The sequence below is a fragment of the Jannaschia halovivens genome (genome assembly GCF_046452375.1).
Lineage (GTDB): Bacteria > Pseudomonadota > Alphaproteobacteria > Rhodobacterales > Rhodobacteraceae > Jannaschia > Jannaschia halovivens.
In genome coordinates this window covers 2,037,883-2,063,337 of record NZ_JBKFDJ010000001.1, presented here as the reverse complement: position 1 = coordinate 2,063,337, position 25,455 = coordinate 2,037,883, and the positions used below count along the sequence as shown (strand labels likewise).

The following is a 25,455-nucleotide window of genomic DNA, read 5'->3' as shown; positions in this document are numbered from 1 at the left end:
GATATGTGATCACGGTTTGGCGAGGCGTGATCACGATCGCGACGACGCGGCGTCAGCGCATGATTCGGGCAGCCAAGAAAAAGGCCCCGCCCGGTGGGGCGGAGCCTACAATAGCATGACCCGATGGGATCAGGCGAGCGAGCCGTCGATCCCCTTGCAGGCTTCCACCAGGCCCTTCACCGCATCGACCGACTTGTCGAACATTGCCTGTTCGTCGCGGTTGAGCTTGATGTCCACGATCCGTTCGATGCCGCCGGCGCCGATCACGGTCGGCACTCCGACATACATGCCGTTGAGCCCCAGCGCGCCGTCGACCCAAGCCGCAGCGGGCAGGAGACGCTTCTGATCCTTGAGATAGGCCTCGGCCATCTCGATGGCACTGGTTGCCGGGGCGTAGAAGGCCGAGCCGGTCTTCAGAAGGCCGACAATCTCGGCACCGCCGTCACGGGTGCGCTGGACAATGGCGTCCATGTTCTCCTGCGTGGTCCAGCCCATCTCGACGAGGTCCGGAAGGGGGATGCCGCCGACGGTGGAGTAGCGGACCAGCGGGACCATCGTGTCGCCGTGGCCGCCGAGGACGAAGGCCGTGACGTCGCGCATCGAGACGCCGAACTCCTCCGAGAGGAAATGACGATAGCGCGCGCTGTCGAGGACGCCAGCCATGCCGACGACCTTCTCGTGCGGCAGGCCCGAGAATTCGCGCAGCGCCCAGACCATCGCATCCAGCGGATTGGTGATGCAGATGACGAAGGCGTCGGGGGCGTTGTCGCGGATGCCCTCGCCCACCGCCTTCATGACCTTGAGGTTGATGCCCAGCAGGTCGTCGCGCGACATGCCCGGCTTCCGGGGCACCCCGGCGGTGACGATGCAGACGTCAGCGCCCGCGATATCGGCATAGTCGGTCGTGCCCTTCAACGCGACGTCGAAGCCCTCGACCGGGCCCGACTCCGCGATATCGAGCGCCTTGCCCTGGGGCACGCCGTCCGAGATGTCGAAGAGGACGACGTCCCCGAGTTCCTTGATGGCGGCGAGATGCGCCAGCGTGCCGCCAATCTGTCCGGCGCCGATGAGGGCGATCTTGGGTCGAGCCATGTCCGTCTCCGATATGTCGAAGTTTGAGTCCGGGGTGGCGTATCGGATCGGGCAGGGCGGTGGCAAGCCCCGCTGCGCCGCACTGCGGCATGGGGTGGCTGCCGGGCGGACCGTCGAGGCGCCCGCCAGCGCGATGGCGATCGGCGGTTCAGGCCTGTGCGTCGGCGAGATGCGCGAGGTCGTCCATACGGTCTTCCCAGTTCAGGCCCGAGGCCATCAGGCAGGCCCGTCCGTCGGGCAGCGTGACGACGATCGTCCAGCTGCCTGTCGCTTCGGAGGCGAAGATCTCGACGATACGCCCCTGCGTCCCGAGACCGATGCCGCGGCGCGTCTCGCCAAACTGGGACGACAGGCGTTCGACCAACGCGCCGCGGGGCGCGCAGGCGGGCCCGGCGGCCTGCGCCGGCAGGGTCAGGAGCGTGAGCGCCACGGCCGCGAGCGTAGCGAAGAAGGCGTTCAGGATCTGGGTCTTGGTCATGGCGCGTCCTTTCCAGGCGGTGACCGACCTCAAAGAGGACGCCGGTCATCGCGGGTCCTCGGGTTCATGGGGCCGGGCACTGGGCCCGAATCCGACTTCGATGCCGTGAAGGATGTGCGCGACGTCTCAAGAAAGGATTAATGACCGCGCACGCGTACGCGCCGCAGAGCAGCGGACGCATGGGTAAGGATGCTGCGTCACGGTGGTGTGAACTTGCCAATCGTTGCGCATCGTGGTCCACAGCCGGCGATTGCAGGAGACCGCCATGATCGCGACAGACCGCCCGTTCCGTTCCGTCCTCTATATCCCCGGCTCGAAGCCGCGTGCGTTGGAGAAGGCCCGGACCCTCGCCGTCGACGCGATCATCTTCGACCTCGAGGACGCGGTCGCCCCGGACGAGAAGATCGCCGCGCGCGATACGCTCGCCGCCGCGCTGGCGACCGGCGGATACGGTCCCCGCTACCGGATCGTGCGGGTCAACGGGGCCGATACGCCATGGGGCGGTGACGACCTCGCCTCTGCCGCGACGATGGCGCCCGACGCGGTGCTGCTGCCCAAAGTCGGACATCCGGATGACATCGCCGCCGCCGCCCGTGCGCTTCCGGACGGCACGGCCATCTGGGCGATGATGGAATCGCCTGCGGGCATCCTCGACGCGGCGGCCATCGCGCGGGCGGCCGATGGCCTCGTCCTCGGGACGAACGATCTCGCCAAGGATATCGGGTCGCGCGATGCGGCCGATCGCGCACCGCTCGTCACCGCGCTCCAGACCTGCGTCCTGGCGGCGCGGGCGGCGGGCATTCCCTGCATCGACGGTGTCTACAATGCCTTCAAGGACGAGGACGGGCTCCGGGCCGAATGCGAGCAGGGCCGCGCCTTCGGGATGGACGGCAAGACACTGATACATCCCGCGCAGGTCGCCGTCGCCAATGCCGCCTTCGCACCGACCGAAGCCGAGGCCGATCTCGCCCGCTGCCAGATCGCCGCCTTCGACGCCGCCATGGCCGAAGGGCAGGGGGTCGCCGTCCTCGACGGGCGCATCGTCGAGAACCTACATGTGGACACCGCCCGCCGGACGCTGGCAAAGCTGGACGCGATCGCCGCGCTGGAGGGCTGAGCCGATGGGATACCTGCTGATCGTACTGGGCCTTGCCCTCTGGACGGGGGCGCATGTCTTCAAGCGCATCGCGCCCGAGCGCCGCGCCGCGATGGGCGAGCCGGGCAAGGGTCTCGTGACCGGCCTGATCGTGATTTCGCTGCTCCTGATGATCTTCGGCTATCGCTGGGCGCCATTCGATCCGGTCTGGTCGCTCGGGGCCTGGACCTACCCGGCCAACAACCTCCTCGTGCTGGTCGCGTTCTATCTCTTCGCCACGTCCGGCGCGAAGACCCGCGTCGCCCGCGTCGTCGTCCACCCGCAGCTCGTGGGCTTTTCGGTCTGGGCGGTGGCCCACCTTCTGGTGAACGGGCAGGTCGCGTCGATCCTGCTCTTCGGCGGGCTGCTCCTCTGGGCGCTGGGCACGATCGTAATGCTCAACCGCGTCGCTCCGACCGCAACCCCGGCCCATCCCGTTCCGGTCAAGAAGGAGGTCACGGCCGTCATCGCGGCGCTTGTCCTCTATGTCGTCGTCTACTTCATCCATGGCTGGATCGGGCCGTCGCCCACGGGCATGGGCTGATGGCGACGCTCTATCGCCTGCTGACGGGCGAGGATGATTCGGCATTCTGCCACAAGGTCAGCGCCGCGTTGGCGCAGGGCTGGGTCCTGCATGGCGCGCCGGCCTATGCGGCCGATCCGACGTCGGGTGTGATGCGCTGCGCGCAGGCCGTCACGAAGGATATCGACGCCGAATACGGCCCCGACATGAAACTGGGACAGCAATGACCAAGACCAATCCGGGCCGCTTCTTCGAGGACTACCGGCTGGGCGAGGTCATCCGCCACGCCGTGCCCCGCACCTTGGCCGAAGGCGAGCGCGCGCTCTACCACGCGCTCTACCCGCAGCGCTTCGCGCTTCATTCCTCGGACGCCTTCGCGATCGATTGCGGGCTGGATGGCGCGCCGCTGGACGACCTGCTGGTCTTCCACACGGTGTTCGGCAAGACCGTCCCGGACATCTCGCTCAATGCCGTCGCCAATCTCGGCTATGCCGAAGGGCGGTTCCTGAAGCCCGTCTGGACCGGCGATACGCTGCGCTCCGAGAGTAAGGTCATCGGCCTCAAGCAGAACTCGAACGGGCGGTCCGGCGTCGTCTGGGTGCGCACGACCGGCTTCGACCAGAACGGCGAGGCGGTCCTCCGCTACGTGCGCTGGGTCATCGTGCGCAAGCGGGACCAAGACGCCCCGGCGCCCGAGACCGCCATTCCCGAACTGGCCGATCACGTGCCCGCGGATTCGTTGGTGATCCCCGCGGACCTGACCTTCGACGCCTATGATTTCGACCTCGCGGGCGAGCGGCATCGCGCGTCCGACTACGAGATCGGCGAGCGGATCGACCATGTCGACGGCACCACGATCGAGGAAGCCGAGCACATGCTGGCCACCCGGCTCTGGCAGAACACCGCCAAGGTCCATTTCGACGCCACCCACCGCGAGGACGGCAAGCGCCTGATCTATGGCGGACATGTCATCAGCCTGGCGCGTGCGCTGTCGTTCAACGGGCTGGCGAATGCGCAGATGATCGTGGCGATCAATTCCGGCGCTCATGCGAACCCGTGCTTCGCGGGCGATACGGTGCGCGCGTGGTCCGAGGTTCTGGACCGGGCCGAGGTCGCACCCGGTATCGCGGCGCTGCGTCTTCGTCTGGTCGCGACGCGGGGCGCGGCGTTCGCGCTGCGCGGCGAGGATGGCAAGTATGTCCCGGATGTCCTGCTGGATCTCGATTACTGGGCGTTGATGCCGGCGTGAGGGGTCTGGCGTTTCTGCTCTTGGCGCTCGCGGCCCCGGCGCTTGCCGATCCGATGCGGAGCGAGCTGCGGATGACGCTCTACCACGAGGTCGGGCACGCGGTGTTCGACCAGCTCGAGCTGCCGGTCTACGGCGTCGAGGAGACGGCTGCGGATGCCTTCGCGCTGGCGCTGGCGCTGCGTCTCCATTCCGAGGCCGAGATGGCGCAGATCGTGACCGACACGACCGAGCGGTACCGCGCCGAAGCCGCGACCGAGCTGTTCGACAACTGGGCGCAGTACATGCCCTCGGGCCAGCGTCTCGCGCGGGCGATCTGCCTGTTCTACGGCGGCAAGCCGGTGCAGCGGGGCGATCTGGCGCGGGCGCTGGGAATGCCGCCCGACGAGGCCGAGCGATGCCGGTCCGATGCCGCCGACATGGATGCGGCTTGGGCGCCGGTGCTCGACGATCTGGCCCCCGCGCCGGGCGCGCGCGCCGACAGCCTGCGTCTCGGGCGCGGCAGTCACCGGCTGGGCGCCCTGTCGCGCGACATCAAGCGTGTGAACCGCCGCATCGCGCTGCCCCGCCCGGTTCCGGTCGAGGTCGAGGATTGCGGCGAACCGAATGCCTTCTACTACGGCGAGGCCGAGCGGATCGTGATCTGCACTGAGCTGATCGACACGCTTGAGGGCGGGGCGCACTAGCCCTTGGCCACCCCATTCTCGCCGAACGGATCGTGCCCCCAGTTCTTCAGGGAATAGGCCCAATCCGAGCCCTCGGGATCGTCCGGTACCTGCGCGCCGTGGCGTTTGATGTAGCCGACGACCTTGCCCATGTGATCCCAGTCGTCATCGGACAGGTCGTCCTTGTTGGTCCGCTTGATCTCGACGATGCGCTGGCCGGACTTGCGACCCTTCGACGTGCCGTCCCCGCTATCGGCGCCGACCGATTTCGACTCGTCGGTCTCGAGCCAGTTTTCGATCTCGGCCGGTGCCATGTTCACGAGGTCGCCCCACTCGTCCCAGATTTCATCGCGAGATTTCGACATCCGCCTGCTCCATTCGTTATTCGACGAGCAAAACGCCGCCCTGCCGGGCCGGTTCCGCATCATCCGTGATCACAGGCCATATTGACGTGATCACGGAGTGCTGCTGCGGCGCGATTCCGGCCCCTGCGACCCCGCAACCCCGTGACACTGGCGCGCAGATCGCTAGAACCGTCACCGACGACGACCGAATAACGACCAGGAAGGAGCGTCGCATGGCCGACGTGAACCGCGGCAACCGCCCGCTCTCCCCGCATCTGCAGGTCTATCGGCCGCAGCTGACGTCGATGACCTCGATCCTGACGAGGATCACGGGCAATGCACTCGTCGTCGGGGGCCTTCTGATCACCTGGTGGTTCGTGGCCGCCGCCGCGGGCCCGGACGCCTTCGCGACCGCGGATGCGGTGCTGACCTCGTGGTTCGGCAAGCTCGTGTTCCTCGGGTCGATCTGGGCGCTCTGGTACCACACGCTGGCGGGCATCCGGCACCTGATCTGGGATCAGGGCTACGGCCTCGAAGTCGAGACCGCGGAGAAGCTCGGCTGGGCCGTGATCGCCGGGTCGCTCCTGCTGACCCTTCTCACCATCCTGATCCTCTGAGGCACGCGCATGGCTTACCTGACTGACCGCAAGCGCGTCTCCGGCCTCGGCTCCGCCGGATCGGGCACGACGCACCACTGGCACCAGACCGTCCTCTCGGCGGCACTCGTGATCCTCGTGCCGCTCTTCGTCTTCACCTTCGGCGCCGCGCTGGGCGAACCTTGGCCCGAGGTCGTCGCCTATTACTCCCGCCCGTTCCCGGCCCTCGTCGCGCTGATGACCCTGGTCGTGGGCTGGATCCACTTCGCCAAGGGCGTGCAGGTCCTGATCGAGGACTACGTGCCGGGCACCGCCCGCAAGGTCGCGATCGTTGCGACCACCTGCCTCAGCTACGGCGCGGCGTTGATCGGCGTTTATGCCCTGATCCGCCTCGCCCTCTAAGGAGACCGACATGGCTGCCTACGAATACGAGACCCACGAATACGACGTCGTCGTGGTCGGTGCCGGCGGCGCGGGCCTGCGCGCGACCCTCGGGATGGCCGAGCAGGGCCTGCGCACCGCCTGTATCACGAAAGTCTTCCCGACCCGCTCGCACACGGTCGCGGCCCAGGGCGGCATCGCGGCGTCCCTGGGGAACATGGGCCCCGACAGCTGGCAGTGGCACATGTACGACACCGTCAAGGGGTCGGACTGGCTGGGCGACACGGACGCGATGGAATACCTCGCCCGCGAGGCGCCCAAGGCCGTCTACGAGCTGGAGCATTACGGCGTTCCCTTCTCGCGCACGGAAGAGGGCAAGATCTACCAGCGGCCCTTCGGCGGCCACACGACCGAATACGGGGAAGGTCCGCCCGTGCAGCGGACGTGCGCGGCCGCCGACCGCACCGGCCACGCGATCCTGCATACGTTGTACGGGCAGAGCCTCAAGCAGAAGGCCGAGTTTTTTATCGAATACTTCGCGATCGACCTGATTATGTCGGACGATGGCGAGTGCCAGGGCGTACTCTGCTGGAAGCTGGACGATGGCACGCTGCACCTCTTCTCGGCGAAGATGACCGTGCTGGCGACCGGCGGCTATGGCCGCGCCTATTTCTCGGCGACATCGGCCCATACCTGCACCGGCGACGGCGGGGGCATGGTCGCGCGCGCGGGCCTGCCGCTTCAGGACATGGAGTTCGTGCAGTTCCACCCCACCGGCATCTACGGCGCCGGCTGCCTCATCACCGAAGGCGCGCGCGGCGAGGGCGGATACCTCACAAATTCCGAGGGCGAGCGGTTCATGGAGCGCTATGCGCCCACCTACAAGGACCTCGCCTCGCGCGACGTGGTCTCGCGCTGCATGACGATGGAGATCCGCGAGGGGCGTGGCGTCGGCAAGGACGGCGACCACATCCACCTGAACCTCAGCCATCTGCCGCCCGAGACGCTGCACCTGCGCCTGCCCGGCATCTCCGAGAGCGCGCGCATCTTCGCGGGCGTCGACGTCACCAAGGAGCCGATCCCCGTCCTGCCGACGGTGCACTACAACATGGGCGGCATCCCGACGAACTACTGGGGCGAGGTGCTCGCCCCGACGACCGACGCGCCCGACCGTGTCGCGCCCGGCCTGATGGCCGTGGGCGAGGCGGGCTGTGCCAGCGTTCACGGAGCGAACCGCCTTGGGTCGAACAGCCTGATCGACCTCGTGGTCTTCGGACGCGCCGCCGCGATCCGCGCGGGCGAGGTGGTCGATACCGAAAGCGCCGTGCCCAGCCCCAACATGCGCTCGGTCGAGATGGCGCTGGCGCGGTTCGACGGGCTGCGCCACGCGCGCGGCCAGGTCGGCACCGCCGAGCTGCGGCTCGAGATGCAGAAGACCATGCAGGAGGACGCGGCCGTCTTCCGGACGTCCGAAACCCTCGCGCAGGGCAAGGAGAAGATGGAGGACATCGCGGGCAAGCTGCCGGATGTGGCCGTCACCGATAACACGCTGATCTGGAACTCCGACCTGATGGAGACGCTGGAGCTGGCCAACCTGATGCCCAATGCCGTTGCGACTGTCGTCGCGGCGGAGGCCCGGAAGGAAAGCCGCGGCGCCCACGCCCACGAGGATTTCCCCGACCGTGACGACGAGAACTGGCGCAAGCACAGCCTCGTCTGGTTCCAGGGGGACGCAGCGACGTCGGATCTCGGCTACCGCGGCGTCCATATGAACCCGCTGACGTCGCACAATGACGGCGGCATCGACCTTAAGAAAATCGCCCCGAAAGCACGAGTGTACTGATGCGCCTTCTCCTCCTCCTCGCCCCGCTCGCCCTCATGGCCTGCCAGCCGGCCCCGTCCGGTCCCGCCGTCGCTGTGGATGACGGTGTGCGCCTCGTGGTGAATGCGTGCCTCGCCGAGATCGGCAAGCCGGTGCTGCCCGACCGGGTGACCGAAGGCGCCTCGGTCGAGCTGACGCCCGAGGAGCAGGTCGCGCTCGAGGCCTGCATCCGGCGGCGGAGCTGACGGGACGGTGACGCGCGGCGCGACCCTGGGCCGGAGCCTCCGCTGGCTTGGCGCGGCGCTGCCGCTGGTGCTCGTGGCCTGCATGCCCACGGGTCCCGAGGCGCGGCGCGCGGCGTATCTCGACTGCGCGCGCGAACAGGGCGTCACCGTTCGGGACGGCACTATCGTGACGCGCTCGGCGGCGGATCTCGCCCGGCTGGACGTCTGCGAGGCGGTGCCGCGATGATCCGCTTTTTGCTTCTGCTGACAGTCGTGGTCACGGCCTGCGCGCCGGTCCCGATGACCCGCGAGCGGGCGTTGCGCGAATGCCGATCCGAGGCGCGGCTGGCCGACGGGATCGCCGGCAGCGTGGGCGTCGGCGTCGGCTCGGGCGGGGGCCTGGCCGATGGTGAGCTGGTCGTCACGAGCCGGGTCTTCGATCCCCGCTCGGAGCGGGCGGTCCTGGCCGAATGCATGGACCGCCGCATGGCCGGACGCCCCGAGCCGACCGTCGTCGGCGTGACGCTGGGAACGGGATCGTGATCCGCGCTCTGCCCCTCGTCCTGCTCTTGTCGGCCTGTATCGGCGGCGCGGGCGGCTTTGCCCGGAACGGCCCCGGCGCGGCGGATTTCGTCGATGCCGACCGCGCGGTGACGCCGGGCCTCGCCTCCTGCCTGAACGCGATCGGACGCCCCGACATGATCAACGATCCGGGCGCGTCCATGTCCAACGCCGAGATCGAGGGCCTTCTGGCCTGCACTTCCGAGCGGGCCAGCCAGTGACCGACCTGATCGCGCCCCGCCTCTATTGCATCGGCACCCATCACAAGACCGGGACGCTTTGGCTCAGGGGCGTGTTCCGGCGGTTGGCGAACCAGCTCGGGGTGGCGCATCATGTCGTCTATCCGAACCAGGGTCTGAAGAAGGTGCCCGAGGCCGAGCGGGTGTTCCTGTTTCAGTGGTCCTCGCTCTTCCCCGATATCCTGCTCGACCGGCCCGATGCGCGTATCCTGCACATGATCCGCGACCCGCGCGACGTTCTTCTGTCGGGCATGCGCTATCACCTCCACGCCCCGCCCGAAGGCGAACAGTTCCTGCACGAGCCGCGCGACGATCTCGGCGGCCGCACGTATCAGGCCCACCTGAACGCCCTGCCGTCCGAGGAAGAGCGGCTGCTCTTCGAGATGCGCGAGAAACATGCACAGACCGTCGCCGAGATGACCGCCTGGACCTACGACCGGCCCAATACGATCGAGGTTCGCTACGAGGACCTGATGCAGGACACCGACTGCCGTGCCTTTCGCGAGCATTTGCGCGATTTGGGCCTGCCCGAACCCGAGGTCGACCAGGGTTGCCGCATCTTCTGGAACCGCAGCCTGTTCGGCGGTCTTGCCGACGAGGCGGCGCGCGGCGATCGCGTCGGCGCCCATGTCGCGTCGGGCAAGATCGCCCAATGGCGCACCCGCCTGCCGCGCGCGGTGGCCGAGATCTACGCCGAGGCGCACGGGTCCGACCTCGTCACGCTCGGTTACGAAACCCATCCCACGGCTTGGCTCGAGGAGTTGCGCGATGCGGCTTGAACCCCTTCTTCTGATCGTCGCGCTGGCCGCCTGCAACACGGGTGTCGGCACCGAGGTCAGCCGTGCGGCGGCCAAGTCGGTCGTCAATCCCATCGTGGCCGAGCGCTTTCCGGGCATCCCGCTGGAGCCCGCCACGAACTGCATCATCGACAACGCGAGCGGCGACGAGATCGTCACGCTCGCCACCTCCGCCGCGACCCGCGACGACGCGGGCGCCACGCGTATCGTTCTCGACATCGCGCGCCGTCCCGACACCATCCAATGCCTGGCGACCGAGGGTCTGCCCGTGCTGCTGAACACCCTCTGAGAGGAACCGACCCATGGTCCAATTCACGCTGCCGAAGAACTCGAAGATCACCGTTGGCCAGACGTGGCCGAAGCCCGAGGGCGCGAGCAACCTGCGCAAGTTCCAGATCTATCGCTGGAACCCCGAGGACGGGAGGAACCCGCGGCTCGACACCTACTGGGTCGATCTCGACACCTGCGGGCCGATGATCCTGGACGCGCTGATCAAGATCAAGAACGAGATCGACCCGACCCTGACCTTCCGCCGCTCCTGCCGCGAGGGGATTTGTGGGTCCTGCGCGATGAATATCGACGGGGTGAACACGCTCGCCTGCACCTGGGGCATCGACGACGTGAAGGGCGACGTGAAGATCTATCCGCTGCCTCACATGCCGGTCATCAAGGACCTGATCCCCGACCTGACGCATTTCTACGCCCAACACGCCTCGGTCATGCCGTGGCTGGAAACGAAGTCGAACACCCCCGCCAAGGAATGGCGCCAGTCGATCGAGGACCGCGAGAAGCTCGACGGTCTTTACGAATGCATCATGTGCGCGTCCTGCTCGACGGCCTGCCCGAGCTACTGGTGGAACGGGGACCGCTACCTCGGACCCGCCGCGCTTCTCCATGCCTATCGCTGGATCATCGACAGCCGCGACGAGGCGACGGGCGAGCGGCTGGACGACCTCGAAGACCCGTTCAAGCTCTACCGCTGTCACACGATCATGAACTGCGCCAAGACGTGCCCGAAGGGGCTGAACCCCGCAAAGGCCATCGCGAACATCAAGAAGATGATGGTCGAGCGTCAGATCTGAGGGTCGACATGCCGAAGCCCGGAACGCCCGCCCCCGCGCTGGTCGCACACCGCCTCGACGGGCCGGACATGGACCTGTCGGCCATCCGGGGCGAAGCGTTCGTCGTCTTCTTCCGGGGGCTCCATTGCCCCGCCTGCCGCAAGCAGCTCGAAGACCTCGTGGCGCATCTTCCCGCCTTTGCCGAGCGGGGCTTGACCGTGCTCGCCGTGTCGATGGACCCGGAAGATCGGGCCCGGGCGGTCGCAGCGGACTGGGCGGTGGGCGGCATCGATATCGCTCATGGCATGACCGAAGCCACGGCCCGCGAGTGGGGCCTTTGGGTCTCGGACCGTGTCGTCGAGAAGGAACCGCCCCGCTTCTCCGAGCCGGCGCTCACCTGGGTTCTGGCGGACGGAACGGTCGGCGCGCATTGGCAGCAATCGGTCCCGTTCGGGCGCCCCGCCTTCGAAGACATTCTTTCGGGGATCGACTTCGTCCGCGCCAACGACCGCCCGCCCCGCGGCGCGGCCTGAACGCGAAACGGGCCCCCGCATGGCGGAGGCCCGTTCGTCTTGCGGAATTTCGGTCGGGTCTTGGATCAGCTTCCGATGACCATGCCGTCGCCGACGATGTCGGTGTCGTTGTTGGCCTCGATCTCGCTCAGCGTATCGACGCGGTCATTTGCGCCCACGCAGGCGGACAGAAGCGCGATCAGGGGCAGGGCGGTCAGCAGTTTCAGCGAGGTGGTCATGGCGATCTCCGGTTGCGGGTTGTCGCCAAAACAACACGCTCGGGGCCCCATCGTTCCAATCCCGCGATTCCGCGCGATTTTCCGCCTTGACCGAATCCGCGAACGGCCCCATCTGCCCGCGCATAGACGCCAACGCACGCGCCTCTGGCACGGCTGAAAAGCACGGTTACGTAGCGACGGTAACGTCTCCCTTGGAAGTGAGCGGTCTGCACCGAACGTTCGGGATGGCCGGGTCTATTGGAGATGACCATGAACGCAGTAACCGGCTTCGGCCGTCCCGATCTCGTTGCGCCCTCGCGCGTTGAATCCTACATCGCCGCCCACGAGTTCGCGCACCCGACGCTGGTCATCGACGTCGACGCGGTCGAGCGTCAGTTCCACGCCCTCTCGGCCGGCCTCGGCCGGGCCCACATCCATTACGCCGTGAAGGCGAACCCGCATGTCGCCATCGTCGAGCGGCTCGTCGGGCTCGGCTCGGGCTTCGACGCGGCCTCGCGCGGCGAAATCGAGCTCGTGCTGTCGCAGGGCGCCGATCCCGCCCACGTGTCCTTCGGCAACACGATCAAGAAGGCCTCGGACATCCGCTTCGCGCACCAGGCCGGGATCACGCTCTTTGCCGCCGACGCCGAGGAAGAGCTGGTCAAGATCGCCGAGAACGCCCCCGGTGCCCGCGTCTATATCCGCGTCATCGTCGACAATTCCGAGGCCGACTGGCCGCTTTCGCGCAAGTTCGGCTGCGCTCGCGACAAGGTGCTTTCGCTGCTCGGCCTTGCCCGCGATCTGGCCCTCGTGCCCTTCGGTCTCAGCTTCCATGTCGGTTCGCAGACGCGCGAGGCACGGATGTGGACCGGCACGCTCGATCAGGTCGCGGCCATCTGGCACGAGGCGCAGGGCGCAGGCTTCGACCTGCAGCTTCTGAATATCGGCGGCGGCTTCCCGGCCTTCTACGGCGAGTCGATCCAACACCCGACCGCCTATGCGGCTGCGGTCATCGACCTGATCGAGGCCCGCTTCGGCGACGTGCCGCAGATCATGGCCGAGCCGGGCCGTGGCCTCGTGGCCGAATGCGGCGCCATCGCCGCGGAGGTCCTGCTGGTGTCCAAGAAGTCCGAGGACGACCTGCACCGCTGGGTCTATCTCGACATCGGCCGCTTCTCGGGCCTGGCCGAGACCGAGGGCGAGGCGATCCGCTACCAGATCGTCACCGCGCGCGACGGCCAGCCGACCGGCCCCTGCGTCCTCGCCGGCCCGTCCTGCGACAGCGCCGACGTCCTCTATGAAAAGCGCCCCGTCCAGCTGCCCGTCGGGCTGAAGGCCGGTGACAAGGTGACGATCCGCCATTGCGGCGCGTACACCTCGACCTACTCGTCGATGGGCTTCAACGGCTTCCCGCCGCTCGATACGCTGGTCATCTGAAGCGGGGTGGGCCGCCACCCGCGTCGGTCAGACAAAGGCAGCCTCGAGCGCGATCTCGACCATGTCCCCGAAGGTCTGCTGCCGGTCCGAGGCCGGCAGCGCCTCATGGGTCAGGAGATGGTCGCTCACCGTCAGCACGGCCAGTGCACGGCACCCGTGCCGCGCGGCGAGGATGTAGAGTTCGGCCGCCTCCATCTCGACGGCGAGGATGCCGTGCCGGGTCATCTGCTCGTTGAGATCGGGCCGTTCATCGTAGAACACGTCCGACGAATAGATCCCGCCGACATGCACGCGGCTGTCCTTGGCCTGAGCCGCCGCTTCGGCGGCGCGCAACAGGCCCCAATCGGCGCAGGGTGCGAAGTTCAACTCCCGGAGGATGCCGCGCGACGGGGTCGAGAGGCTGCTCGCGGTCTGCGCCAGGATCACGTCCCGGACCGCGACATCTGCCTGCATCGCGCCGCAGGACCCCATCCGGATCAGCGTCTTCGCCCCGTACTGCGTGATCAATTCGTTGGCGTAGATCGACAGCGACGGCATCCCCATGCCCGATCCATGGATCGTCACCCGATTGCCCCGCCACGTGCCCGTGAACCCCAGCATTCCGCGCACGTCGTTCACCAGTTCGGGGCCTTCGAGGAACGCCTCGGCCGCCCATTTCGCGCGCAGCGGATCGCCCGGCATCAGGACGGTCTCGGCGATCTGGCCGGGTTCGGCGCGGATGTGAGGGGTCATGGTGCTCTCCGGACATAAAAAGGGGACGGCCCGCAGCAGGCCATCCCCTTGATCCACCGGAACGTCGGCGCGGTCTAGACCGAGAGGTCCTCGGCCTTGCCGCCGCCGCCGATATGATCCTTGAACCACTGCGGCTGACGCCCGCGACCGGACCACGTCTTCGACGCGTTCTCGGGATGGCGGTACTTGGCGGGCGCTTTCGCACCTCCGCCGGACTTCTTCGGCGCACGACCCGCAAAGAGATCGGCCATCGTGAAGCCTTCGGCGGCCAGCATCTTCTCGATCTCGGCCTTCAGTTCCTTCAGGCGACGCCCGTCGAATTCGGCCTCCGCCTTTTGCAGTTCGCGAAGGCGCGCTTCCGTTTCCGCGCGCTCTTTCGCCAATTCGTCTTTGCTCATCTTGTCCAGCTTCGCCAATGCAATCACTCCCCATGTGCGACATTATTCATGCGCAATAGGATTGTTCTTCAATTACCGCAAGGTTATTCTGCTGCAATCCCGCCCGGATCGGCAAGTTCGACGATATCGCCCATGATCCGGTTCAATTCGAAATCCTTGGGCGTATAGACCGCGGCCACGCCCATCGCCCGCAATCTGTCGGCATCCTCATCGGGGATAATGCCGCCGACGATCACGGGAACATGGCCCAATCCGGCCGCGCGCAATCGGTCCATGAGATCTTCGACCAGCGGGATATGCGAGCCGGACAGGATCGAAAGTCCCACCACATGCGCGTCGTTTTCCGTCACGGCGGAAACGATCGCCTCGGGGGTCAGGCGAATGCCCTCGTAATGGATCGCCATTCCGCAATCGCGCGCGCGGACGGCGATCTGCTCGGCACCGTTGGAATGGCCGTCCAATCCGGGCTTGCCCATCAGGAAGGTCAGGCGGCGGCCCAGCCGGTCGGACACGGCATCCACGGCCGCCCTCAGATCGTCGAGCCCCTCGGTCCGGTTCGATACGCCGGTCGCCACCCCGGTCGGGCCACGATACTCGCCATGGACCGCGCGCATCACACCCGCCCATTCGCCGGTCGTGACGCCTGCCTTGGCGGCCGCGATCGACGGCGGCATCACGTTCTCGCCCGCCTTCGCCGCCTGCCGGAGCGCGTCCAGCGCGGTCTCGACCGCCGCGCCGTCGCGGACAGTGCGCCACGCATCCAGCCGCGCGATCTGATCGGCCTCCACACCCGGATCGACCACCATGATGCCGCCATCCTCGCCCACCAGCGGCGACGGCTCGCCCTCGGTCCAGGCGTTGACGCCGACGACGGTGGTCTCGCCCCGCTCAATGCCGCCCAACCGGTCGGAATTGGATTCGACCAACCGGCCCTTCATGTATTCGATCGCGTCGACGGCGCCGCCCATCTCGTCGATCCGCGCCAATTCCGCGCGCGCGCCGTCCTTCAACGTCTCGACCTTGGCCGCGACCACGGGCGAGCCGTCGAAGAGATCCCCGTATTCCAGAAGATCCGTTTCATAGGCGAGGACCTGCTGCATCCGCAGCGACCATTGCTGGTCCCACGGGCGCGGCAACCCCAGCGCTTCGTTCCAGGCGGGCAATTGGACCGCGCGGGCGCGCGCATTCTTCGACAGCGTGACGGCCAGCATTTCGAGAAGGATGCGGTAGACGTTGTTCTCGGGTTGCTGTTCGGTCAGCCCCAGCGAATTGACCTGCACGCCATATCGGAACCGGCGAAACTTCGCGTCCTCGACGCCGTAGCGAACGCGGCAGATCTCGTCCCACAATTCGACGAAGGCGCGCATCTTGCACATTTCGGTGACGAACCGGATGCCCGCATTGACGAAGAACGAGATCCGGCCGACGAGGCGCGGAAGCTCCGCCTCGGGCACGCGGCCGCGCAATTCGTCGAGCACGGCGGTCGCCGTCGCCAACGCGAATGCCAATTCCTGCTCGGGCGTCGCACCGGCCTCCTGGAGGTGGTAGGAGCAGACATTCATCGGGTTCCATTTCGGAATCTCGGAGTAGCAGTATTCGGCCACGTCCGCGATCAACCCCATCGAGGGGCGGGGCGGCAGGACGTAGGTGCCGCGCGACAGGTATTCCTTCACGAGATCGTTCTGGACCGTCCCCTGAAGCTTCGCGACGTCCGCGCCCTGTTCCTCGGCCACCGCCACATAGAGCGCGAGCAGCCAAGGCGCCGTCGCGTTGATTGTCATCGAGGTGTTCATCTCCTCGAGCGGAATGTCCTCGAACAACGTCCGCATGTCGCCGAGATGGCTGACCGGAACGCCCACCTTGCCGACTTCGCCGCGCGCCAGCACGTGGTCGCTGTCGTAGCCGGTCTGCGTCGGCAGATCGAACGCCACCGAGAGGCCGGTCTGCCCCTTGGCGAGATTCGCACGGTAGAGCGCGTTGGACTTCGAAGCGGTGGAATGGCCGGCATAGGTCCGGAAGAGCCAGGGGCGGTCTTTCTGCGACATGGCGAAGCCTTCGGTAACAAAATTGCTCGAAAGCCAATTTATCGGACAGATCGCGCAAGTGTCAATTCGCCGCGGCGCGGCGTAGCCGCCCGCCGCTCCGCCACAGATGGCAGGCGATTGGGCCGGGTGGGGACCTTGGCGCTTGCCAGCCTCGCCCCAGACCGGGCCATATTCTCGAACCATGGACCCGCGCCGCGCCCCGCCCCGCCGCCGATGACCCGGATCGTCGAAATCCCGCTCTGGGCGCTTCTGCTGCTCTGCGCCTTCGCCGCCGTCACGTTCGCGTCGAACTTCCTCTTTCCGTCGGTGCGCTGGTTCTTCCGCAAGCGCGCGGAACGGCTGGTGGCGCGGCTCAACACCCGGCTGACGCGCCCGATCGAGCCCTTCAAGCTGGCGCGCCGAATGGACACCATCAACCGCCTGACGCACGACCCGGCGGTCGCGCAGGCCATCATCGATCACGCCCGCACCCATCGCATTCCCGAGGAAGTCGCCTTCGAGACCGCGCGCCGCTACGCCCGCGAGATCGTGCCCGGCTTCTCGGCCACGCTCTACTTTTCGATCGCGATGCGCCTCTCTCGCTGGCTGTCGCGTAGCCTCTACCGTGTCCGCGTGACGGGCGAGGCCGAGGCGCTGGCGGATATCCCGTCCGATGCCACCGTCATCTACGTCCTGAACCACCGCTCGAACATGGATTACGTCCTCGTCACCTGGCTCGCGGCGCGGCAGACGGCCCTGGCCTATGCCGTCGGCGAGTGGGCCCGCCGCTGGCCGCTCCGGCCATTGATCCGGGCGCTGGGTGGCTATTTCGTGCGCCGCCGCGATCTTAATCCGCTCTATCGACGTGTGCTGGCGCGCTACGTCCAGATCGCGACCGAGAAGGGCATCACGCAGGCCGTATTCCCCGAAGGCCGCCTGTCGCGCGACGGGGCGCTGCAGGCGCCGAAGCTCGGCATCCTCTCGTATCTCGTAACCGATCACGACCCCGAGGATGCCCGCGACATCGTCTTCATTCCCGTTGCGTTGAACTACGAGCGGGTGCTGGAGGACCGCGTGCTGATCGCCGCGGGGTCGAAGGGCGAGCACGCGTTCCGGCTGCGCTGGTGGACGGTGGCGCGCTATCTCTGGCGGCATTTGCAGCTGCGCGTGACGCGACGGTTCACCCGGTTCGGGTATGCCGCCGTCAGCTTCGGGCAGCCCGTGTCGCTGCATGAATTTCTCTGGCAGGGGCATGACGACCCGACGGGGGCGCTGGCGGCGACGCTCCTCGACCGTATCGAGGCGCGGCTGCCCGTCCTGCCGCTGGCTTTGGTATCTGAGGCGCTGACCGAAGGGCATCGCACGCTCCCCGAGATCGCAGCCCATCTCGACGCGCGGGCAGAGACGCTCCGGGCCGCCGGCCATCCGCTGCATCACGCCAGCCGGGACGCATCCGAGGTCTCGCTCGTGGCGCTGCGCATGCTCGAGGTGCGCGGGGCGCTTCGGATCGACGGCGATGTCATCCAACCCCAGCCCAGCTGGGACGAGGTCTTCGCCTTCTACGCCCGCACGCTGCCTGCGCAGAAACTTCTTTAGCAAGAAAATTACGCTAACAATACTTTCGGGGTTTTAATGTTACCGCCGTCTTGATAGTCATGTTGCAACGCAGCACGACGATTCCGCAACGCGGCAAGGACGGAGACATGGCCATGGCCCTCGATACGCAGACCCCGACCTACGAGGCGGCGGTGAAGGATCTCTACGAGATGGGCGAGATGCCCCCGATGGGTCATGTGCCGAAGCAGATGTATGCTTGGGCGATCCGTCGCGAGCGTCACGGCGAGCCCGAGACCGCCATGCAGCAGGAGGTCGTCGACGTTCCCACCCTCGACAGCCACGAGGTCCTCGTCCTCGTGATGGCGGCGGGCGTGAACTATAACGGCGTCTGGGCCTCGCTCGGTCAGCCGATCAGCCCGTTCGACGGCCACGGCCAGCCCTACCACATCGCGGGCTCCGACGCGTCGGGCATCATCTGGGCGGTGGGCGACAAGGTGAAGCGCTGGAAGGTCGGCGACGAGGTCGTGATCCACTGCAACCAGGACGACGGCGACGACGAACACTGCAACGGCGGCGACCCGATGTACTCGCCCAGCCAGCGCATCTGGGGCTACGAGACGCCCGACGGCTCGTTTGCGCAATTCACCAACGTGCAGGCCCAGCAGCTGATGCCGCGCCCCAAGCACCTGACCTGGGAAGAGGCGGCCTGCTACACGCTCACGCTGGCCACCGCCTACCGGATGCTCTTCGGGCACGAGCCGCACGACCTCAAGCCCGGCCAGAACGTGCTGGTCTGGGGTGCGTCGGGCGGCCTCGGCTCCTACGCGATCCAGCTCATCAACACGGCGGGCGCCAACGCGATCGGCGTCATCTCGGACGAATCCAAGCGCGACTTCGTGATGGGGCTGGGGGCCAAGGGCGTCATCAACCGCAACGATTTCGACTGCTGGGGCCAGCTGCCCAAGGTCGGCTCGGACGAATATGCGACCTGGTTCGCCGAGACCCGAAAGTTCGGCAAGGCCATCTGGGAGATCACAGGCAAGGGCAACAATGTCGACATGGTCTTCGAGCATCCCGGCGAGGCGACGTTCCCGGTCTCGACCTTCGTGTGCAAGAAGGGCGGCATGGTCGTCATCTGCGCGGGCACGACCGGGTTCAACCTGACCTTCGACGTCCGCTACATGTGGATGCACCAGAAGCGTCTGCAGGGCAGCCACTTCGCCCATCTCAAGCAGGCGAGTGCCGCCAACAACCTGATGGTGGAGCGGCGTCTCGATCCCTGCATGTCGGAATGCTTCGACTGGGCCGACCTGCCCGAGGCGCACATGAAGATGCGCCGCAACGAGCACAAGCCGGGCAACATGTCCGTCCTCGTCCAGGCCCCCCGCACGGGGCTGCGCACGCTCGAGGACGTGGTCGAGGCCGGACCTGCCGCCTGACGCGATCTTCGGCCCCACGATTCGCAGCGATGAACGACCCCGGATCCGTCCGGGGTCGTTCCATTTTCGTTCCAGACCTTCCGCTGCGTCAGGGTGTTCCGAGCGCGACACTCACCGGAGATGGGGAGGGAGAAACCGCGAATATCTCGCCCGATCGGCTCCACGGTAGAATTGCTTAAGCTTTCGTTAACCCCTTGGGAAGGAACGTTCGGATGTCGAAGAAGTGGATCATCGAAGTGCTGGGCGACCTGAAGGGGTTCGCGGATGCCAATCGGTTGCCCGAACTGGCCTCACAGCTGGACGAGGCCATCGTCACCGCATCGGTCGAGCTCGTGCAGGATCCCCCCGCGGAAGAGGCGAGGCCGGATGGCACGAAAGCTGGACGACGTGCTGAAGCGGCTGGGTGATTGTCGCGATCTGAACGATCTGCAGGATGCCGTCTTCGATTTGCGCGACGCCTACGATGTCGAACATCTCGTCTATCATTCGGTCAAATCGGGCGGCGCCCAATGGGCCGCACTCACCTACGAGCCGGATTGGGTCACCGCCTATGTCGAACAGAACTTCCAGACCGTCGATCCGGTCGTGCTGGCCTGCTTCCGGCGGTTCACGCCCGTCGACTGGAAGCGGCTCGACTGGTCGGGGCGTCCGGCCCGCGCGCTTCTGGCCGAGGGCATCGGCCACGGGCTTGGGAACCAGGGCTTCAGCCTGCCGATCCGGGGGCCGTCGGGACAGTTCGCGCTCTTCACCGTCAACCACAAGGTCGGGGATGACAGCTGGGGCCGGTTCACGCGGGCCCATCTCGATGACCTGCTCTTGGCCGCGCATTACGTCAACGAGCGAGCCCTCGTGCTCGACGGCGACGCGCCACAGACGCCCGCGCCGTCGCTCTCGCGGCGCGAGGCGGATACGCTGACGCTTCTGGCGGCCGGTCGCAGCCGGGCGCAGGCCGCCGAGCGGCTGTCGATCTCCGAGAACACGCTCCGCGTCTATATCGAGAGCGCGCGCCACAAGCTCGGCGCGATCAACACGACCCATGCGGTGGCCAACGCCCTGTCGCGCGGGCTGATCAACCTCTGATCGGCCCTCGGGCCGAACACGCCCCGTTGCACGAAATCTTCGCCAGCGCGCGGTAACCTTTCGTCAACCTGCGCGGCCTCAGCCCCTTCCGTCACACAGACTGGAGGGACGCCCGATGATCCGCTACATCTACGCCGCAGACCTGCCCCGCCATGCCGAGCTGGCCGCCGACATGTTTCGCGACCGCACCGTCCAGTTCCGCGACCGCATGGGCTGGGAGGTGCAGGTCGACCCCCTGGGCTGGGAGACGGATTCCTATGACGGGATGGACCCGCTCTATGTCGTGGCCGAGGATGCGCGGGGCGCCCATGCGGGCTCGATGCGGTTTCTGCCCACCACAGGGCCGCACATGCTGGCCGATGTCTTCCCGCACCTGGTCGAGGGCGGCCCGCTCCGCTCGGGCCGGATCTGGGAATGCACGCGGTTCTGCCTCGCCCCCGATGCCGCGCCGGGCGTGGCGCGCGAATTGCTTCTGGGGGCGAGCGAGCTTGGCCTCGGCTTCGGCCTGACCCATGCACTGGGGGTGTTCGACGCGAAGATGACCCGCGTCTATCGCCGCCTCGGGTGGGAGCCGGAGCTTCTGAGCCGTCCCCGGGACGGAATCGCGGCCGGGCTCTGGACCTTCGACGCCGAGCTGCACGATGCGCTCTGCGCCGCGACGGGCATTACGGCCCGCATCTCGCGCGGTTGGTTCGAGGACGCATTCGGAGACCTGCCCTTGCCGGTCGGCCTTTCGTCCGGGGCCTGAACCCGCCACAAGGGAGCGATGACGACGCCCCCAACCACGACGCTTTCCCCCGATCAGGCCGAGGCCTGGGACCGCATCGCCGAAATCCTGTCCGACAGCGGCATCGACATCGGCGAGTTCGCCGCCCCGCGCGAAGACGACGACAGCCGCATCATCGCGATCACCGGCAAGGCCGGGTCGGGCAAGACGCTGCTTCTGGCGGAAATGGTCAAGGGCCTGCGCGAGGCGGGGCTGGACCTCGTCTCGGGCGATTACGAGCGCAAGCGCAAGGATCGCCGCACCCTCGCCGTGCTGGCCCCGACCAACAAGGCCGCGAGCGTGCTCAGGACCCGAGGCGTGCCCGCCACCACGATCCACCGCATCCTCTACACCCCGGTCTACGATCCCGAATACGAGAAGATCGCCGAATGGCTGGCCGAGGGCGGCTCCCGCCCCACGGTCGAGGGCCTGACCGACGAGGCGCTCGACCGCGCCAAGCGCGTCTATGACGAAACGTCCTCCGTCCCCGGCGCGCTGGCCGCGGCAGGACTCCGGGGCAGCGACTTCATCACCGGCTGGAAGCGCCGCGACAGCCCGCTCGACGTGGGCTTCGTCGACGAATCCTCGATGCTTGACGACAAGCAGTTCGAGGACCTGAAAGAGATCTTCCCGACCCTCGTCCTCTTCGGCGATCCCGCCCAGTTGGCCCCCGTGAACCAGTCGGGCCGGATGGTGTTCGACCGCTTTTCGGGCGACGATCTCAAGCATCTCGACCGCGTCCACCGTCAGGCGGCGGACAACCCGATCCTCGACCTCGCCCACGCACTCGGCGATCCCGACCTCGACTTCCACAGCTTCGAGCAGATGATCGAGGACGCCGCCGCTACCGACGACCGCATCCAGGTCGCCGGCCGGGTCGACAGCGACCTGATGGCCCGCTCGCCCGTGCTCGTCTGGCGCAACGCGACGCGCATCCGCCTGATCCGTGCGTTTCGCGGCGCGCATGGGGCCGACGACACCCAGATGCTGCCGGGCGAGCCCTTGATCTGCGACGGGTTGGAGCTGCCGCTGAAGCATCGCAAGCGGCGCATCGACCTCGAGGCGCGGGGCCTCATCAAGGGCGCGCAGGTCGTCTATCTGGGACCCGGACGGAAGCCCGGATTCTCCAAGCTGCACGTCGTCGGCGCGCCCGAGCCCGAGATCAGCGTCAGCAGCATCGTCAAGATCGAGCATCCCGACGAGGAGGAGCCGTTCCTCCCCTTCGCGGCCCGCATGGGCGCGGCCTTCCTGCACGGTGCCGCGGTCACGATACATAAGGCCCAAGGCTCGCAATGGGACCGCGTGCAGGTCTTCGCCCCCGATCTCTATGCCGCGTCCCGCGCAGGCCGGATCGAGGCGGGCCAGCATCTCTGGAAGCGCCTCGCCTACGTCGCGATCACCCGCGCGGCGACGCAACTCATCTGGGTCAAGCGATACGCGCTGGCCCTGCCGCAGCAGCCGCTCGACACCGCCGACCTCAAGGTCGAACCCGCCCCGTTGACGCTCGAACAGGAGACCCAGGAATGACCCGCACCATCCTCATCACCGGCGCGTCGTCGGGCATCGGCGCCGCGACCGCGCGGACCTTTCTCGACGCGGGCTGGACCGCCGGCCTCATGGCGCGCCGCGCCGATGCGCTGGCCGAGGTGGCCGCCGACCATCCGAACGCCCACGTCCTGCCAGGCGACGTCACCGACCCCGCGGCCTGCGACCGCGTGACCGACATGTTCGCCGAGCGCGCGGGCCGGCTCGACGTGCTCTTCAACAACGCGGGGCTCTTCGTGCCGGCCGCGCCCATCGACAAGGTGCCGCTGGATGACTGGGACCGCGCCGTCGCGGTCAACCTGACCGGCATGTTCCTGATGGCGCGCGCCGCCTTCCAGGTGATGCGCGCGCAGGGTGGCGGAAGAATCGTCAACAACGGCTCGATCTCGGCCCACGTCCCGCGCGAGGGCGCGGTCAGCTACACCGTCACCAAGCATGCGATCACGGGTCTCACGAAACAGCTTTCGCTCGACGGGCGGTCCCTCGGGATCGCCTGCGGCCAGATCGATATCGGCAATGCTCGGACCCCCATGGTCGAGGCGCTGGACCATGCCCAGCGCGCGGCGGGACAGGACGGCGTGGCGACGATGGACGTGGCCGACGCAGCCCGCGCGGTCTTCCACATGGCGAGCCTGCCGCCCGAGGCGAACGTCCTGACCATGACGATCATGGCCAATGCCATGCCCTATGTGGGCCGGGGCTAGGGCAGGATGTAGCGGAACACGGTCGAGGCGAGCCAGCCCGCCGAGATCGCGATGAAGAGCGACAGAAGCCCGTAGATCAGCGGCTGCTCGTGGGCGAGGTTGTAGATCATCCGCTCCAGACCGACCTTCTGGACGAAGATCGAGGTCGCGTAGTCGTCGATCACCGCCCCGTCCCGCGTCAGGAAGATGCGGGTGTCGTAATTGCCTTCGGTCAGGTCCGAGGGCAGCGCAATCTCGGCCGAGAACAGCGTCTCGTCGCGCAGGGCCACCGTCTCCTCCTTCACCGCGTAGAGTTCGGCATCCTGCCGCACGCGCAGCAGGGCTTCGAGAAAGGCGGGCGTATCCCCCGCCATGTCGGTCGCGCCGACCGCGCGGAGCTTGCGGCGGGGCGAGATGCTCCAACGCAGGTCCTCGGTCTCCGACAGCGAGGTCGCCAGCGGCAGCGACGAGGCGACCGCGTAGAAGCTCGGCGCACGCTCGACATCGATGCCCTCGACATTGATCCAGATGCCGAAGCGCCGGTCCTTGCGGCGCACGATGACGGCTTCGTCCGGCCCCGCGATAGTCACGATGACCCCGAGTGGTCCACCGTCGGGCACGGGGGCCTCGCGCTTGACCGCCCCGAAGACGAGGATCTCCGAGCCGTCGAACGAGGTCGAGATCGACACGCGGTCCTGGCTCAGGGCGGCGACCACCTCCTCGGCCGCCGCGGGCGCGGCGAGCGCCAAGAGGAGGAGCAGCGCGCGGATCAATGCCCCGACTCCGCGCCCACGGAGAAGAGTTCCGCCGGTTGGATCAGGAGGTCGGCGGCCAGCTTGGCACAGACCAGAAGGACCATTCCGGCCAGGAGGATGCGCAACTGCTCGGCCTTGAGCTTGGTGCCGATGCGCGTGCCTACCTGCGCCCCGACCACGCCGCCGACCAGCAGCAGCACGGCGAGGACCATGTCGACGGTGTAGTTCGTCGTCGCGTGCAGGAGGGTGGCGAAGCCCGTGACGAAGATGATCTGGAAGAGCGAGGTGCCGACCACGACCTTGGTGGGCATGCCCAGCAGGTAGATCATCGCGGGCACCATGATGAACCCGCCGCCGACGCCCATGATCGCGGCCAGGACGCCGACGAAGAGCCCGACGAGCAGGGGCGGCAGCACCGAGATATAGAGACCGCTGGTGCGGAACTTCATCTTCAGAGGCAGCGCGTGGATCCAGCCGCGCTGGCGGCGCACGGTCCGGGGCGCCGGGCCCTTGGCGCGCGCCTTGCGGATGGCGTTCAGGCTCTCGATGAACATCAGCCCGCCGATGACGCCGAGGAACACGACGTAGCAGAGCTTAACCAGCAGATCGACCTGACCCTGCTCGCGCAAGATCGCGAAGACCTGCACACCGATGGCCGCCCCCACGAGGCCGCCGATCAGCAGAACGGTGCCCATTCGGAAATCGACCGTCTTGCGGCGCACATGCGCCAGCACGCCCGAGAAACTGGAGGCGACGATGATATTGGCTTCGGTCGCGACCGCGACGGCGGGCGGGATGCCGACCATGAAGAGAAGCGGCGTCATCAGGAATCCGCCGCCCACCCCGAACATCCCCGAGAGAACACCGACCATCCCGCCCAGCCCCAGAAGCAGGAAGGCGTTGACCGACACTTCGGCGATGGGGAGGTAGATCTGCACGGGCGGCTCCCGGATGTATGCGCTTCCATAGGCGCAGCGTCGCCCGATATCAAACCCCCGCAGGCCGCGCGCTCACGCGGTGCGTCCGGATCGCAAGGCTTCGACACGGATCGTGACCGGCATTGCGGAGCGCGACCGGGACCGGAGGCCGGGTTCGCCTTGCCCTCGATGCGCTCCGGGAGGACGGTGACCGCAGGAGGTGCGGGC

33 protein-coding genes are annotated in these 25,455 nt (G+C 67.4%); 24 read left to right on the top strand and 9 right to left on the bottom strand.

What is annotated here, in order from left to right:
- Nucleotides 1–129: 129 nt before the first annotated feature.
- Nucleotides 130–1,092 (bottom strand): malate dehydrogenase, encoded by a 963-nt coding sequence (gene mdh / locus ACK8OR_RS10490; RefSeq protein ID WP_298436676.1) that lies wholly within the window; start codon nucleotides 1,090–1,092, stop codon nucleotides 130–132.
- Between the two features lie 148 nt (nucleotides 1,093–1,240).
- A complete protein-coding gene (locus tag ACK8OR_RS10485; protein WP_410189342.1) occupies nucleotides 1,241–1,570 on the bottom strand; it encodes a hypothetical protein in 330 nt (109 codons plus the stop codon).
- 265 nt (nucleotides 1,571–1,835) lie between these two features.
- Between ACK8OR_RS10485 and ACK8OR_RS10480 the strand changes: the two genes are divergently transcribed.
- Genes ACK8OR_RS10480 through ACK8OR_RS10460 form a run of 5 tightly spaced genes read left to right on the top strand, consistent with a single transcriptional unit; the run spans nucleotide 1,836 to nucleotide 5,160 of the window.
- Nucleotides 1,836–2,687, top strand: coding sequence for an HpcH/HpaI aldolase/citrate lyase family protein (locus tag ACK8OR_RS10480; RefSeq protein ID WP_410189341.1), 852 nt, complete (start codon nucleotides 1,836–1,838; stop codon nucleotides 2,685–2,687).
- A 4-nt stretch (nucleotides 2,688–2,691) separates the two neighbouring features.
- Nucleotides 2,692–3,249, top strand: coding sequence for an NnrU family protein (locus ACK8OR_RS10475; RefSeq protein ID WP_410189340.1), 558 nt, complete (start codon nucleotides 2,692–2,694; stop codon nucleotides 3,247–3,249).
- Nucleotides 3,249–3,455, top strand: a complete 207-nt coding sequence (locus ACK8OR_RS10470) for a DUF1737 domain-containing protein (protein WP_410189339.1) — start codon at nucleotides 3,249–3,251, stop codon at nucleotides 3,453–3,455. The genes ACK8OR_RS10475 and ACK8OR_RS10470 overlap by 1 nt, the downstream gene beginning before the upstream one ends.
- Entirely contained in the window at nucleotides 3,452–4,477 is a 1,026-nt protein-coding gene (locus ACK8OR_RS10465; RefSeq protein WP_410189338.1) for a MaoC family dehydratase, read from the top strand. The genes ACK8OR_RS10470 and ACK8OR_RS10465 overlap by 4 nt, the downstream gene beginning before the upstream one ends.
- Nucleotides 4,474–5,160 (top strand): DUF4344 domain-containing metallopeptidase, encoded by a 687-nt coding sequence (locus ACK8OR_RS10460; RefSeq protein ID WP_410189337.1) that lies wholly within the window; start codon nucleotides 4,474–4,476, stop codon nucleotides 5,158–5,160. Before ACK8OR_RS10465 ends, ACK8OR_RS10460 begins: the two co-directional genes overlap by 4 nt.
- Here the strand turns inward: ACK8OR_RS10460 and ACK8OR_RS10455 are convergent.
- The gene (locus tag ACK8OR_RS10455; protein WP_410189336.1) at nucleotides 5,157–5,504 is read right to left on the bottom strand and encodes a DUF3140 domain-containing protein; all 348 of its coding nucleotides are present in this window, start codon (nucleotides 5,502–5,504) and stop codon (nucleotides 5,157–5,159) included. The genes ACK8OR_RS10460 and ACK8OR_RS10455 overlap by 4 nt on opposite strands.
- A 212-nt stretch (nucleotides 5,505–5,716) precedes the next feature.
- Between ACK8OR_RS10455 and sdhC the strand changes: the two genes are divergently transcribed.
- From sdhC to ACK8OR_RS10400, 11 genes are read left to right on the top strand one after another with little or no spacing between them, the layout of a single operon-like run.
- Entirely contained in the window at nucleotides 5,717–6,100 is a 384-nt protein-coding gene (sdhC, locus tag ACK8OR_RS10450; RefSeq protein WP_410189335.1) for a succinate dehydrogenase, cytochrome b556 subunit, read from the top strand.
- A gap of 9 nt (nucleotides 6,101–6,109) precedes the next feature.
- Nucleotides 6,110–6,481 (top strand): succinate dehydrogenase, hydrophobic membrane anchor protein, encoded by a 372-nt coding sequence (locus tag ACK8OR_RS10445; protein ID WP_410189334.1) that lies wholly within the window; start codon nucleotides 6,110–6,112, stop codon nucleotides 6,479–6,481.
- Nucleotides 6,482–6,491: 10 nt separating this feature from the next.
- Entirely contained in the window at nucleotides 6,492–8,303 is a 1,812-nt protein-coding gene (gene sdhA / locus ACK8OR_RS10440) for a succinate dehydrogenase flavoprotein subunit (RefSeq protein WP_410189333.1), read from the top strand.
- Complete coding sequence (locus ACK8OR_RS10435) at nucleotides 8,303–8,527, top strand: hypothetical protein (protein ID WP_410189332.1); 225 nt, start codon at nucleotides 8,303–8,305, stop codon at nucleotides 8,525–8,527. The genes sdhA and ACK8OR_RS10435 overlap by 1 nt, the downstream gene beginning before the upstream one ends.
- Before the next feature lie 7 nt (nucleotides 8,528–8,534).
- Entirely contained in the window at nucleotides 8,535–8,753 is a 219-nt protein-coding gene (locus tag ACK8OR_RS10430; RefSeq protein WP_410189331.1) for a hypothetical protein, read from the top strand.
- Nucleotides 8,750–9,049 carry a hypothetical protein gene (locus ACK8OR_RS10425; protein WP_410189330.1) on the top strand — a complete coding sequence of 100 codons (300 nt, stop codon included), beginning with the start codon at nucleotides 8,750–8,752 and terminating at the stop codon, nucleotides 9,047–9,049. Before ACK8OR_RS10430 ends, ACK8OR_RS10425 begins: the two co-directional genes overlap by 4 nt.
- Nucleotides 9,046–9,288, top strand: coding sequence for a hypothetical protein (locus tag ACK8OR_RS10420; RefSeq protein WP_410189329.1), 243 nt, complete (start codon nucleotides 9,046–9,048; stop codon nucleotides 9,286–9,288). The genes ACK8OR_RS10425 and ACK8OR_RS10420 overlap by 4 nt, the downstream gene beginning before the upstream one ends.
- Nucleotides 9,285–10,085: a sulfotransferase domain-containing protein gene (locus ACK8OR_RS10415; RefSeq protein ID WP_410189328.1), complete on the top strand. Its 801-nt coding sequence runs from the start codon at nucleotides 9,285–9,287 to the stop codon at nucleotides 10,083–10,085. The genes ACK8OR_RS10420 and ACK8OR_RS10415 overlap by 4 nt, the downstream gene beginning before the upstream one ends.
- Nucleotides 10,075–10,392, top strand: a complete 318-nt coding sequence (locus ACK8OR_RS10410; protein WP_410189327.1) for a hypothetical protein — start codon at nucleotides 10,075–10,077, stop codon at nucleotides 10,390–10,392. The genes ACK8OR_RS10415 and ACK8OR_RS10410 overlap by 11 nt, the downstream gene beginning before the upstream one ends.
- Nucleotides 10,393–10,405: 13 nt before the next feature.
- Nucleotides 10,406–11,185 (top strand): succinate dehydrogenase iron-sulfur subunit, encoded by a 780-nt coding sequence (locus ACK8OR_RS10405; RefSeq protein WP_410189326.1) that lies wholly within the window; start codon nucleotides 10,406–10,408, stop codon nucleotides 11,183–11,185.
- An 8-nt stretch (nucleotides 11,186–11,193) separates the two neighbouring features.
- Nucleotides 11,194–11,697 carry a peroxiredoxin family protein gene (locus tag ACK8OR_RS10400; RefSeq protein WP_410189325.1) on the top strand — a complete coding sequence of 168 codons (504 nt, stop codon included), beginning with the start codon at nucleotides 11,194–11,196 and terminating at the stop codon, nucleotides 11,695–11,697.
- 65 nt (nucleotides 11,698–11,762) lie between these two features.
- Here ACK8OR_RS10400 and ACK8OR_RS10395 read toward each other — a convergent pair whose 3' ends face one another.
- Entirely contained in the window at nucleotides 11,763–11,915 is a 153-nt protein-coding gene (locus ACK8OR_RS10395; protein ID WP_298436617.1) for a hypothetical protein, read from the bottom strand.
- Nucleotides 11,916–12,164: 249 nt separating this feature from the next.
- On the opposite strand from ACK8OR_RS10395, the gene ACK8OR_RS10390 reads away from it, so the two are divergent.
- Nucleotides 12,165–13,331, top strand: a complete 1,167-nt coding sequence (locus ACK8OR_RS10390) for a type III PLP-dependent enzyme (protein ID WP_410189324.1) — start codon at nucleotides 12,165–12,167, stop codon at nucleotides 13,329–13,331.
- Nucleotides 13,332–13,358: 27 nt separating this feature from the next.
- Here ACK8OR_RS10390 and deoD read toward each other — a convergent pair whose 3' ends face one another.
- The 3 genes from deoD to ACK8OR_RS10375 all read right to left on the bottom strand — a co-directional run bounded on the left by deoD (nucleotide 13,359) and on the right by ACK8OR_RS10375 (nucleotide 16,506).
- A complete protein-coding gene (deoD, locus tag ACK8OR_RS10385) occupies nucleotides 13,359–14,063 on the bottom strand; it encodes a purine-nucleoside phosphorylase (RefSeq protein WP_410189323.1) in 705 nt (234 codons plus the stop codon).
- Between the two features lie 74 nt (nucleotides 14,064–14,137).
- Nucleotides 14,138–14,461 (bottom strand): H-NS histone family protein, encoded by a 324-nt coding sequence (locus ACK8OR_RS10380; protein ID WP_410189322.1) that lies wholly within the window; start codon nucleotides 14,459–14,461, stop codon nucleotides 14,138–14,140.
- 83 nt (nucleotides 14,462–14,544) lie between these two features.
- Nucleotides 14,545–16,506, bottom strand: coding sequence for a methylmalonyl-CoA mutase family protein (locus ACK8OR_RS10375; RefSeq protein ID WP_410189321.1), 1,962 nt, complete (start codon nucleotides 16,504–16,506; stop codon nucleotides 14,545–14,547).
- A gap of 213 nt (nucleotides 16,507–16,719) precedes the next feature.
- Here ACK8OR_RS10375 and ACK8OR_RS10370 point away from each other — a divergent pair, with 213 nt between their 5' ends.
- The 7 genes from ACK8OR_RS10370 to ACK8OR_RS10340 all read left to right on the top strand — a co-directional run bounded on the left by ACK8OR_RS10370 (nucleotide 16,720) and on the right by ACK8OR_RS10340 (nucleotide 23,576).
- The gene (locus ACK8OR_RS10370) at nucleotides 16,720–18,081 is read left to right on the top strand and encodes a 1-acyl-sn-glycerol-3-phosphate acyltransferase (RefSeq protein WP_410189320.1); all 1,362 of its coding nucleotides are present in this window, start codon (nucleotides 16,720–16,722) and stop codon (nucleotides 18,079–18,081) included.
- Between the two features lie 113 nt (nucleotides 18,082–18,194).
- Nucleotides 18,195–19,481, top strand: a complete 1,287-nt coding sequence (ccrA, locus tag ACK8OR_RS10365; protein ID WP_410189319.1) for a crotonyl-CoA carboxylase/reductase — start codon at nucleotides 18,195–18,197, stop codon at nucleotides 19,479–19,481.
- Nucleotides 19,482–19,693: 212 nt separating this feature from the next.
- Nucleotides 19,694–19,888, top strand: coding sequence for a hypothetical protein (locus ACK8OR_RS10360; protein ID WP_410189318.1), 195 nt, complete (start codon nucleotides 19,694–19,696; stop codon nucleotides 19,886–19,888).
- Complete coding sequence (locus tag ACK8OR_RS10355; RefSeq protein WP_410189317.1) at nucleotides 19,848–20,561, top strand: helix-turn-helix transcriptional regulator; 714 nt, start codon at nucleotides 19,848–19,850, stop codon at nucleotides 20,559–20,561. The genes ACK8OR_RS10360 and ACK8OR_RS10355 overlap by 41 nt, the downstream gene beginning before the upstream one ends.
- Before the next feature lie 115 nt (nucleotides 20,562–20,676).
- Nucleotides 20,677–21,309 (top strand): acyl-homoserine-lactone synthase, encoded by a 633-nt coding sequence (locus ACK8OR_RS10350; protein ID WP_410189316.1) that lies wholly within the window; start codon nucleotides 20,677–20,679, stop codon nucleotides 21,307–21,309.
- An 18-nt stretch (nucleotides 21,310–21,327) separates the two neighbouring features.
- Complete coding sequence (locus ACK8OR_RS10345) at nucleotides 21,328–22,854, top strand: ATP-dependent DNA helicase (RefSeq protein WP_410189315.1); 1,527 nt, start codon at nucleotides 21,328–21,330, stop codon at nucleotides 22,852–22,854.
- Nucleotides 22,851–23,576 (top strand): SDR family oxidoreductase, encoded by a 726-nt coding sequence (locus ACK8OR_RS10340; RefSeq protein ID WP_410189314.1) that lies wholly within the window; start codon nucleotides 22,851–22,853, stop codon nucleotides 23,574–23,576. Before ACK8OR_RS10345 ends, ACK8OR_RS10340 begins: the two co-directional genes overlap by 4 nt.
- Here ACK8OR_RS10340 and ACK8OR_RS10335 read toward each other — a convergent pair.
- Together ACK8OR_RS10335 and ACK8OR_RS10330 are read right to left on the bottom strand one after the other, a co-directional pair.
- Nucleotides 23,573–24,328: a TIGR02186 family protein gene (locus tag ACK8OR_RS10335; RefSeq protein ID WP_410189313.1), complete on the bottom strand. Its 756-nt coding sequence runs from the start codon at nucleotides 24,326–24,328 to the stop codon at nucleotides 23,573–23,575. The two genes, ACK8OR_RS10340 and ACK8OR_RS10335, sit on opposite strands and share 4 nt — an antisense overlap.
- Nucleotides 24,325–25,248 carry a sulfite exporter TauE/SafE family protein gene (locus ACK8OR_RS10330; protein WP_410189312.1) on the bottom strand — a complete coding sequence of 308 codons (924 nt, stop codon included), beginning with the start codon at nucleotides 25,246–25,248 and terminating at the stop codon, nucleotides 24,325–24,327. The genes ACK8OR_RS10335 and ACK8OR_RS10330 overlap by 4 nt, the downstream gene beginning before the upstream one ends.
- Nucleotides 25,249–25,455: the final 207 nt, after the last annotated feature.

What these genes read in the sequence shown, in the direction of transcription:
- mdh (WP_298436676.1), bottom strand. Translation starts at nt 1,092, where the DNA reads ATGGCTCGACCCAAGATCGCCCTCATCGGCGCCGGACAGATTGGCGGC.
- ACK8OR_RS10485 (WP_410189342.1), bottom strand. Translation starts at nt 1,570, where the DNA reads ATGACCAAGACCCAGATCCTGAACGCCTTCTTCGCTACGCTCGCGGCC.
- ACK8OR_RS10480 (WP_410189341.1), top strand. Translation starts at nt 1,836, where the DNA reads ATGATCGCGACAGACCGCCCGTTCCGTTCCGTCCTCTATATCCCCGGC.
- ACK8OR_RS10475 (WP_410189340.1), top strand. Translation starts at nt 2,692, where the DNA reads ATGGGATACCTGCTGATCGTACTGGGCCTTGCCCTCTGGACGGGGGCG.
- ACK8OR_RS10470 (WP_410189339.1), top strand. Translation starts at nt 3,249, where the DNA reads ATGGCGACGCTCTATCGCCTGCTGACGGGCGAGGATGATTCGGCATTC.
- ACK8OR_RS10465 (WP_410189338.1), top strand. Translation starts at nt 3,452, where the DNA reads ATGACCAAGACCAATCCGGGCCGCTTCTTCGAGGACTACCGGCTGGGC.
- ACK8OR_RS10455 (WP_410189336.1), bottom strand. Translation starts at nt 5,504, where the DNA reads ATGTCGAAATCTCGCGATGAAATCTGGGACGAGTGGGGCGACCTCGTG.
- sdhC (WP_410189335.1), top strand. Translation starts at nt 5,717, where the DNA reads ATGGCCGACGTGAACCGCGGCAACCGCCCGCTCTCCCCGCATCTGCAG.
- ACK8OR_RS10445 (WP_410189334.1), top strand. Translation starts at nt 6,110, where the DNA reads ATGGCTTACCTGACTGACCGCAAGCGCGTCTCCGGCCTCGGCTCCGCC.
- sdhA (WP_410189333.1), top strand. Translation starts at nt 6,492, where the DNA reads ATGGCTGCCTACGAATACGAGACCCACGAATACGACGTCGTCGTGGTC.
- ACK8OR_RS10435 (WP_410189332.1), top strand. Translation starts at nt 8,303, where the DNA reads ATGCGCCTTCTCCTCCTCCTCGCCCCGCTCGCCCTCATGGCCTGCCAG.
- ACK8OR_RS10425 (WP_410189330.1), top strand. Translation starts at nt 8,750, where the DNA reads ATGATCCGCTTTTTGCTTCTGCTGACAGTCGTGGTCACGGCCTGCGCG.
- ACK8OR_RS10410 (WP_410189327.1), top strand. Translation starts at nt 10,075, where the DNA reads ATGCGGCTTGAACCCCTTCTTCTGATCGTCGCGCTGGCCGCCTGCAAC.
- ACK8OR_RS10405 (WP_410189326.1), top strand. Translation starts at nt 10,406, where the DNA reads ATGGTCCAATTCACGCTGCCGAAGAACTCGAAGATCACCGTTGGCCAG.
- ACK8OR_RS10400 (WP_410189325.1), top strand. Translation starts at nt 11,194, where the DNA reads ATGCCGAAGCCCGGAACGCCCGCCCCCGCGCTGGTCGCACACCGCCTC.
- ACK8OR_RS10395 (WP_298436617.1), bottom strand. Translation starts at nt 11,915, where the DNA reads ATGACCACCTCGCTGAAACTGCTGACCGCCCTGCCCCTGATCGCGCTT.
- ACK8OR_RS10390 (WP_410189324.1), top strand. Translation starts at nt 12,165, where the DNA reads ATGAACGCAGTAACCGGCTTCGGCCGTCCCGATCTCGTTGCGCCCTCG.
- deoD (WP_410189323.1), bottom strand. Translation starts at nt 14,063, where the DNA reads ATGACCCCTCACATCCGCGCCGAACCCGGCCAGATCGCCGAGACCGTC.
- ACK8OR_RS10380 (WP_410189322.1), bottom strand. Translation starts at nt 14,461, where the DNA reads ATGAGCAAAGACGAATTGGCGAAAGAGCGCGCGGAAACGGAAGCGCGC.
- ACK8OR_RS10375 (WP_410189321.1), bottom strand. Translation starts at nt 16,506, where the DNA reads ATGTCGCAGAAAGACCGCCCCTGGCTCTTCCGGACCTATGCCGGCCAT.
- ACK8OR_RS10370 (WP_410189320.1), top strand. Translation starts at nt 16,720, where the DNA reads ATGACCCGGATCGTCGAAATCCCGCTCTGGGCGCTTCTGCTGCTCTGC.
- ccrA (WP_410189319.1), top strand. Translation starts at nt 18,195, where the DNA reads ATGGCCCTCGATACGCAGACCCCGACCTACGAGGCGGCGGTGAAGGAT.
- ACK8OR_RS10360 (WP_410189318.1), top strand. Translation starts at nt 19,694, where the DNA reads ATGTCGAAGAAGTGGATCATCGAAGTGCTGGGCGACCTGAAGGGGTTC.
- ACK8OR_RS10355 (WP_410189317.1), top strand. Translation starts at nt 19,848, where the DNA reads ATGGCACGAAAGCTGGACGACGTGCTGAAGCGGCTGGGTGATTGTCGC.
- ACK8OR_RS10350 (WP_410189316.1), top strand. Translation starts at nt 20,677, where the DNA reads ATGATCCGCTACATCTACGCCGCAGACCTGCCCCGCCATGCCGAGCTG.
- ACK8OR_RS10345 (WP_410189315.1), top strand. Translation starts at nt 21,328, where the DNA reads ATGACGACGCCCCCAACCACGACGCTTTCCCCCGATCAGGCCGAGGCC.
- ACK8OR_RS10340 (WP_410189314.1), top strand. Translation starts at nt 22,851, where the DNA reads ATGACCCGCACCATCCTCATCACCGGCGCGTCGTCGGGCATCGGCGCC.